At 36.9% G+C, this 8,673-nt stretch carries 8 protein-coding genes; 5 read left to right on the forward strand and 3 right to left on the reverse strand.

Annotation, left to right across the window (positions count from 1 at the left end):
* Positions 1–212: 212 nt before the first annotated feature.
* Positions 213–983 carry a GH25 family lysozyme gene (locus ADA55_RS04300; protein WP_053087361.1) on the forward strand — a complete coding sequence of 257 codons (771 nt, stop codon included), beginning with the start codon at positions 213–215 and terminating at the stop codon, positions 981–983.
* Positions 984–1,239: 256 nt separating this feature from the next.
* Here the strand turns inward: ADA55_RS04300 and ADA55_RS04305 are convergent, their stop codons facing one another.
* Positions 1,240–1,419, reverse strand: a complete 180-nt coding sequence (locus ADA55_RS04305; protein ID WP_048679567.1) for an H-type small acid-soluble spore protein — start codon at positions 1,417–1,419, stop codon at positions 1,240–1,242.
* Between the two features lie 529 nt (positions 1,420–1,948).
* Here ADA55_RS04305 and ADA55_RS04310 point away from each other — a divergent pair.
* Positions 1,949–2,695, forward strand: a complete 747-nt coding sequence (locus ADA55_RS04310) for a TerC family protein (protein ID WP_048679576.1) — start codon at positions 1,949–1,951, stop codon at positions 2,693–2,695.
* Positions 2,696–2,816: 121 nt separating this feature from the next.
* Here ADA55_RS04310 and ADA55_RS04315 read toward each other — a convergent pair whose 3' ends face one another.
* The gene (locus ADA55_RS04315) at positions 2,817–3,956 is read right to left on the reverse strand and encodes a LuxR C-terminal-related transcriptional regulator (RefSeq protein WP_048679581.1); all 1,140 of its coding nucleotides are present in this window, start codon (positions 3,954–3,956) and stop codon (positions 2,817–2,819) included.
* 266 nt (positions 3,957–4,222) lie between these two features.
* Here ADA55_RS04315 and ADA55_RS04320 point away from each other — a divergent pair, with 266 nt between their 5' ends.
* Entirely contained in the window at positions 4,223–4,966 is a 744-nt protein-coding gene (locus ADA55_RS04320; RefSeq protein ID WP_048679595.1) for an SDR family NAD(P)-dependent oxidoreductase, read from the forward strand.
* A gap of 462 nt (positions 4,967–5,428) precedes the next feature.
* Positions 5,429–6,628, forward strand: coding sequence for a C40 family peptidase (locus tag ADA55_RS04325; protein WP_048679585.1), 1,200 nt, complete (start codon positions 5,429–5,431; stop codon positions 6,626–6,628).
* Between the two features lie 456 nt (positions 6,629–7,084).
* Here ADA55_RS04325 and ADA55_RS04330 read toward each other — a convergent pair whose 3' ends face one another.
* Complete coding sequence (locus tag ADA55_RS04330; RefSeq protein ID WP_048679588.1) at positions 7,085–7,555, reverse strand: DinB family protein; 471 nt, start codon at positions 7,553–7,555, stop codon at positions 7,085–7,087.
* Positions 7,556–8,476: 921 nt separating this feature from the next.
* Between ADA55_RS04330 and ADA55_RS30925 the strand changes: the two genes are divergently transcribed.
* Positions 8,477–8,599 (forward strand): hypothetical protein, encoded by a 123-nt coding sequence (locus ADA55_RS30925; protein WP_260089085.1) that lies wholly within the window; start codon positions 8,477–8,479, stop codon positions 8,597–8,599.
* Positions 8,600–8,673: the final 74 nt, after the last annotated feature.

Raw genomic sequence — 8,673 nt, forward strand, 5'->3', positions numbered from 1 at the left:
CTTAAATAGTTTCGTTTTAAAAACAACAATCTTTACGAAAAGAGCCAAATTTAAAGATTTATAATTGTTTTAACTCAATCAAATATCTTATTATAAAGTTGGCCGTGGGCAACAGGACTGCATTTTTCACTTTATGATGTTTTTATAAGGGTTATGTTAAAATGATAAAACATTTACCCCCATAGGGTTGTTTCCTTAAGGAGGACTTTAATATGGAATATATCAAGGGAATCGATGTTTCACATTGGCAAGGTGCTATAAATTGGGGGGAAGTTGCAAAGACAGGCGTGAAGTTCGTTTTCATTAAAGCAACAGAGGGAACGAGTTATTCTAAGCTTTCCTATTTCAAAGAAAATGCACCACTAGCATTGGCAGCGGGATTGAAAGTCGGGGCCTATCATTATGCAAAGTTTGCAACTGTTGCAGAAGCAAAGGCTGAGGCTGCTTATTTTTTAGATTCAATCAGCTCTTTTGCTTTAAATTACCCTGTTGTTCTTGATCTTGAAGAAAATAAAAAAAAGGCAAATAAAAAAACGCTGACCGATGCCGCGATCGCTTTTTTAGAAGCCATTGAAAAAGCTGGATACACGGCTATGCTGTATACTGGTAAATACTTTCTCGAAAATACTTTAGATGAATCAAGGTTGAAGAACTACGCTTTTTGGATTGCCAGATACAACAGGACGTTGGGACGCAGCACGGACATTTGGCAGCATTCTGATTCAGGTAAGGTAAGTGGGATCAGCACAAAGGTGGATTTGAATATAGCCTATAGGGATTTTACAAATACCATAAATACTTTTAGGACTGACGAACCCCGTGCATTGAAAACTGAAACAACCTCAACTTATACTGTAACAAAAGGCGACAAACTTAGCTTCATTGCAAAAAAACATAAAACAACCGTAAACTCGCTTGTCAGTCTGAACGGAATTAAAGACCCAAACAAAATTTATATCGGTCAAAAATTAAGGCTGAAATGAGTAAAGGAATTTTTTAATACGAGGGGTATGGGTTCTTTCAAAAGGGAAAAACAAAGTAGAGGGGAGCGGGTGTGCGAGACTCCTTCGGGAAAAGCAAGTCCAGGGGAGACCCCACAGGCGCAAAGGCGCCGGGGAGGCTTCCCGGAACGCCCGCGGAAAGCGAATGCCTGGAGAGTAGATCAACGTTTGTACAAAACCTTAATTTACTGTAGACAAACTGGCTCTTCTTATTAAGAGGAGCTTATTTTAATGGATATTATATTTCTTTAAGTTCGTCTATTGCTACGTCTGATCTTTCTTCTAATGGGCCTCTTAGATGTACTGTAGCCGTTCTTCCATCTTCATTTAAATTATCAATCCAAACTGAAGTCCCATTATATCTAACCTCAATGTCAGATGAAGACGAAAGAATCTGCTTTATACGCTTAGCATCCATATAAATCCCTCCCTGTTAATTAGTCTTCCTATTATTTAGAAAAAGCCTTGATTTTATTCATTTGTTTAAGGTTGCATATAAGGAACATCCGCCGTAGCTCTTTTTTTAATTAAGCTTGTATGAAAAGATGGGAATTCTTAATCTTAAAATATTGAGTCAAAGGAAAGTGAATATGTTTTTGTTACGAATATTTCCCCGGTACAATTGCAGACGCAAGGAACATCACAAAACATTTTACAGAAATATCATTTAATGGCAGAATAGGAATTGAGTTGGAGCTTTTCGGAGTGCGAAGATGTAAATCCTAACTTTTCCTAATTGGAATGAAGTCTAAGCATAAAAGAATATTATAGAGCTGACGGATGCTTTACTTTAAATTGGGAGTGGCTTCGGTACCTTATTTTAATGAAGCTAATTGGACGGAAGTATTGAATAAGGAAGAAGAGAAGATGGGACAATATTGGAGGAGAAAGTGTTGTTGGGTTTGAAGTCATATACGCATTCTTATACATGCTTTTAGGGGGGTATCATGGAACTATCGTTATTATTGGAATATGGCTGGGTGTTAATTATTCTAATTTTTTTAGAAGGTTTATTATCTGCTGATAATGCATTGGTTTTAGCCATAATGTCAAAGCATTTACCAAAAGAACAGCAAAAAAAAGCGATTAATATTGGGTTGCTTTTGGCTTTTATATTTAGGATTGGTGCAATCTTCATCATTTCGTACCTTTTCCATGTTTGGCAAGTTCAAGCAATTGGGGCTGCATATTTGATTTTCATTTCATTAAAGCATTTACTAAAAAGGGACCACGGTGACAAAGAAAAAAAAGGGAAAAGCTACCGTATGACCGTTGCGCAAATTGCATTAGCTGATATTGCTTTTGCTATTGATTCCATTTTAGCTGCTGTCGCTCTTGTGATTGCCTTGCCAGATACGCCAATGGGTGATATAGGAGGTATGGATGGGGCAAAGTTCATTGTTATTTTATTAGGGGCCATTGCAGGTTTAATCGTCATCCGGTTTGCGGCAGGATACTTCGTTAAGATACTGACGGAGCGACCAAGCCTCGAAACGGCAGCCATGTTAATCGTTGGTTGGGTAGGGGTTAAGTTATTAATGCATACCCTTGCGCATCCAGCCGTGCACATTATCTCTCACGATTTTGTTGAAGGACCGATTTGGAATATAATCTTTTGGTCAGTCATGCTTCTTATCGCTATAGGCGGATGGTTTTTATCTGGAAAAACAGTGAAAAAAAGTGAAGGTAAATAAAGTATATTCTTTTGAAATGAATGAAAATTTCAAAAAGACCGAAAAAATTTTTCGGTCTTTTTTTGGTTCTTTATAGATTCTGTAATGTTGACAAATCGTCATAAAAATCAGTAATTCAATTTTACTTCAGTAGGCCTAACCGAAAACCATAAACGACTGCCTGTGTACGGTTCTTAGCTTTAAACTTTGTCATTAAACTGCTTACATAATCTCTAACTGTATGCTCGCTTAATTGCAGCAATTCGGCCATTTTTTTATTGTTATAGCCCTCAGCCAGCAAATATAAAATCATGGATTCACGTTCCGTCAATTGTATGTCGGTACCTATTGATACCTCATCATCCTTTCTTGATAAATATAAACCGAGCCGTTTTCCTACCTGTTCAAGTAAAGTCAGTTCATCCATTGAATAATCGAATTCCTCCCCTAATTGATCAAAGGTCAGCCAGCCGAACACTTGCTGGTCATGAACAATCGGTACAAAGATGACAGATGAAAGATTAAATAGCTGTATATGTTCCTCTTTAATGTAATTATGGGGATTCTTTAAAAATACCGGCTTTTTTGAATTGAACACCATGGATTGCTTGGAGCTGAGTTGCCCCCTCATGCTTTGAACTTTTGGCAGCTCGGATCCAATGGTGCCGTATAATTGATTGGACCAAGGAATATAAGCATAAAAAACACATCTTTTATAGTTAAAGAAATCTTCACATTTTTTTAGGATAAAAGCAAAATCCTTAAATCCTGCTGAGATAATTAAAAGTTCATCTAATTGGTCCAGTAGCTGCAGTCGATTAAGTTCTTCATTCTCTTGTTTGGTTTTGTGGTGTTGCTCCGGTTCGTCGCCTGTCCACTTGTTATAGCTATGGATGAGATGAGAGAAAATGGATAATAAGAACATAAGGATGGAAAGGGTTTGGGCATGTTTCAGGTTTACCAATGAGGTAACGATGGCCTTTTCAAAGATCAATCGGAACATGCTGAAATGATTATCCTTTAAAAGGGGTAAATGTGATTGAAGCCAAGTATCCAAATGCTCTTCGTATGTGTCTTTTATGTCGTCGATATTTGGAGCGGATAAAAATAGTAAAAATGATTCCAGTAATGTTTGTATCATCTTACGTTCAGGTTCTAATATGAAGGGCTCTAGATTCAAATGAATATTGATATTTTCTTCAATCCGTTTGTTATGACTTTTAATGAATAATATGAATTGCTGCCATGTTATTTCTTCATATGCATGAAAGGGATGAGCCATGTGAATTCCTTCTCCTAAAAACAAAATACCCTATAAAAAGGGGGAACTAACCCTATTATTATACAGCACTTTATAGGATAGTAATTCAAATTGTAAGGAGTAAAATAAATGTATGAACACAGAATGAAGCTATTTCATTTTATTTCAACATTGTCATCAGCTTTTTGTTCGTATAAGAATGGTCGTCCAGGGAGAACCTCTAGGGATGGAGATTTCTGTTGCTCAAGGAATCCGTAGGAAATAAGAAAAGGAGATCTGGTAATATGATGAGACTTGAAAACAAAGTGGCAATCGTAACAGGGGGAGCAAGCGGGATTGGAGCAAGTACGGCTCAATTATTTGCAGAAGAAGGAGCAAAGGTGGTCATTGCCGATTTTGCTGATCATGGACAAGCTGTGTCAGAAGAGTTAAATGGAAAAGGGTATGATACTCTTTTTGTTAAAACTGACGTGACGAATGAAAATGACGTAAAGAATATGATCGAAGAGACAGTTAACAAATATGGAAAACTGGATGTCATGTTCGCAAACGCAGGAATTGCCAGAGACGGAAATATCCATGAGTTAAGCTATGAACAATGGCAAAAAACAATTGATATTAATTTATCCGGTGTCTTCCTATCCGATAAATATGCGATAGAGCAAATGCAAAAACAATCTACTGGCGGCGCCATTGTCAATACAGGCTCCATCCATAGCCATGCAGGGAAACCGGGGGTAACAGCCTATTCTGCTGCTAAAGGAGGGGTCAAACTATTAACACAAACATTAGGTGCGACTTATGCGAAAGATGGCATTCGCGTCAATGCAGTTTGCCCTGGATATATTGATACACCACTTATTGCCGAAGCACAAGGTGAAATAAGACAAGGTTTGATCAATTTACATCCAATCGGCCGTTTAGGCAGAGCGGAAGAAGTGGCTAAAGCCGTTCTCTTCCTCGCAAGTGACGATGCATCATTTGTTACTGGCACTAGCCTAATTGTCGACGGCGGTTATACGGCAGTATAAATTTTAAGGATTATTCGCTCGGTCTCTCAATCAGTCAAATTAGGTTTGAGGTGCCAATTAATAGAGCTTCTTCTGTAAGATGAGTGGTTTAGATTACTCAACTCTACTGGAGGGCTCTTTTTTTTGCATATAATGAAAAAATTCCCGGGAATGCTAAAAACATTTCCTTGGAAGAAGGAACGATACAAGCAGTTGCAGGGGAGAAGATAAATAAGGCTAATCGTATTATTAGATTACGATCTATATCGCTTAATAGCTCTCTATAACTTTTATATACGTCCGGGTATCTTTTAGTAGGTGTATACACCATTTCCATCCCTTTATATAAATTATATTTAGTTCAATAATAATAGGGTAAGTAAATCCAATTAATAGTATTTTTATGTTAAAGTTGTAAAGTTGATATTTTATTACATGATTTCCTTAAGAAGGAACAAAATCTGTTGATAAAGGAAGGGTTTAATGGCGCAAAGAATATTAGGTAGTATGTTGATTTTATTACTAGGCATGGTTAGTTTTTCTTTTTTATCTGGCTTAAAAGTTGAAGCAGCAGATCGAGTGTATACTGTATCCTCTCAAGAAACGGTAGAATCGATTGCAGCGATCTATGATATATCGACAGAGCAATTAATGAATATGAATGGTTTACCGGATGGTAAGTTATATATTGGCCAGAAGTTAACCATTCAGACTGCTTATACCCCTTCGAACTATCAGTGGTCAGAGAGAGGGAAACAAATTGGGAATTATGCTAAATCTTTTACAGGATTTAAAAAAACGGCTGGAGAAGAGACACCTATCAAAGGATTTGATTCTAGCGGATTGATTCACTGGGTGCTCTCCCGACAAAAGGTGCCTATCGACCGTTTGTCAGTTGAAGGCTATTATAAGCAAGGAATGGATACAAATGCGCCTAAGGCTGGAGATATTATATTTTTTCTGGAAAAGGGAAGTTCAAAAGCCGTGACCGCAGGGATCTTTCTGGGGGGAAATCAGTTCGTTAATTCTGGATACGGAGCAGAGACAGTTCAGGTGAGATCTACTACAGAAAAATATTTTGCACAATACCAAGTCGAGTATAAAACGTATACACCAAAAGGGGAGCATGTCGTTCAAAATAATGAGACCCTTAAAAGTATCTCGGATAATTACGGTGTATCGGTGGATACAATCAAAAAGCGTAACGCTTTACCAACTGATAGCTTGATGCAGGGACAGTATCTTCAAATATACAGCAGTCCCCTGTATCCATTTTATGCAAATCAAGAGGCTTCCTATGATAAAGCTTATGATGTCATAAAGTATGCCTATACTCTACGTGGATTTACCTATGTTTTCGGAGAATATGATCCTATGATTGGAATGGATTGCAGCGGATTTATCTATTGGGCCATGAAGGAGCAGGGCATTTCCCTTAAACGTGGTTCGGCAGCGGACTATTATTCCTTGCTGCCGAAACTCAGAGAACCAAAGGCAGGGGACTTAGTATTTTTTAGAGATACAGACTTAAGTCGAGAGATAACCCACGTCGGTATTTATCTAGGGGAGGGTCGCTTTATTCATACAACAAGGAATACTGGAGTTCATATTTCTGATCTTACAACAAGTTATTTTACTCAGAAGTTCGAAAGTTTTGGGCAAGTCCAAGTCAATATGGACTAAGATAGCCACGAGAGAGTTAGACTATTTGAATTTTCTAGTCATATTATTCACTTAAGGTTAACCTTAAACAAAATCCCGTATACTTTATTGAATACGGGATTTGTGTTTGATCTTCTTCTTAAGTTGAAGAAGGAGGCACCATTAACGAATGTTTATGGTGAGAGCGTTTTTAAAAGTTTTAACTTTATGACAGGTTAATTGAAGTAATAATTATCTAGATGAGTTTTGGTTTATGTGTACTCTCATCATACTGAGGGGCTCTGTTTTTTAAATCCGATAATTAATGCTCTACAGGATTGCTAACGGGGCAGAATAGCTCAATAAGGGTGTTCCATAGTTTGTGGAGTAAATGAAAATAGAGAATGTTATGGAGACTAATGATGTATAAAATATATCAAAAGAAAAAACCAGCTTTATTAGACTGGTTTTTTCATCTTAATATAACACTTTGTTAAATTAGTTTTTAAGACTTACATGTTCAATCATACGCTTCATTGCCTGAATTTGCCCCATATGAGTTGCTTCATGCATTAATGTTAAACCTGCAAGTTCTCTAACAGTCTTACAACCTAGGAATGGTGTATCCAATTCTTGATCTAGCTGTTCAGGAGGAATTTGCTTTAAACGAGTTAATTGATCTTTCAACTGTACAACCAGCTCATCCATAGCAGGTATATTCCCTGGCCAATCAGCTGGTTTTGTGCCATTCCCAAACAATTCTATATAATTCGTGGGCAGATGAGTGGTTACATGCGGGAAACCAAACATAGTTTGTTCTGTAATTGTCAAAACGTGGCCAGTATGCCAATGAATTGTGTTATTAAAACCTTCTGGCTGCTTATCGGTTTGTTCCTTAGGAACGGATTCTACATTCTTGATGAAGTATTCTCTTGTCATCTCAAATTGCTTAAATACAAGTTGATTCATCTTTTCCTCTCTCCTCTCATTAACAAAATCATCCATATTATACCAGTAATAAACAGAAAAGAATATGGTTGAAACTTCCTGAAATTAGTTTTATGTCAACCGGTTCTTTTTCCACAATAGGGAGCGGTCAAAAATCGCTTTACTTATAGAACTTACGGGTGAGTTATTTTTTTTAAGGCTCCATAAAAATAATAAATCCAATTGCACCTTCCATTTTATTAGCATTCTTACAAAAGACCCATAAGGTATTTTGAATTAACTGAAGATTCAATACATCCGCTTTAATTACTAACTTATAATTGTTATACAATTGTAAAATTATACAGTTTCATTTTCGGTATAATGGGAATTATTAGAAATGTATTATGGTGTATGAATATTTACAAATAGGGGAGCTATTCATTTCTTCAAAATTCTAGAATTTAAAAAGATCTTCATAAGGACGCTCTAACGTCCCCAGGAAGTTTGATTCCTGGAATACAAGGAAGGTCCCCCTTACCCGAATATATTCTAAAAATAGTATAACGCCAATAGAAAGGCGAAAGATGCAGCATGTTCCAAACTAATAAGCCTGAAGGCTATGAATAATAGAATCTACGATATAAGTACAACCATTGCAATCCTTCAGACTTATCAAGACTCGAGTTAAAAATCGACAGCTATATAACTATGGTGAAGTACTCCTGCTTTTTGGCTTAACCTACAAGGCTTTTAAATCTTAGCTTGGTACTTGTTCGTCCTTTGAACAAAACCTACTTTTTTGGCTAGTCTGGAGAGCCTTTGGAGACAAAGAGCGCTGTCAGTTCCTGTGAACTGCTGCCCCTTAAATAAATGTTAAATGTAGTTATGATACCCGGAAAAGCATCAACTATTAGAAGTAATGTTTGAGGGTAAAGGTATTAAAAGGGAGGCGAATTGTTTTTGACTATAATAGATATTGACCAATTGCTTTTAGCTACCGAAGAACTTGCTGAAGAGTCAATTCCATTTCAACTCGATGCATTTGATATTGATCAATTATTAGATAAAACGGATAACTGGTAAAGAAAAGCATATCCCTTCGGGTATGCTTCAGACTGTAGACAAACTCGATGAAAATCGAGTTTGTCTATTTTTAT

The sequence above is a fragment of the Bacillus sp. 220_BSPC genome (assembly GCF_001054655.1).
Taxonomy (GTDB): domain Bacteria; phylum Bacillota; class Bacilli; order Bacillales; family DSM-1321; genus Peribacillus; species Peribacillus frigoritolerans.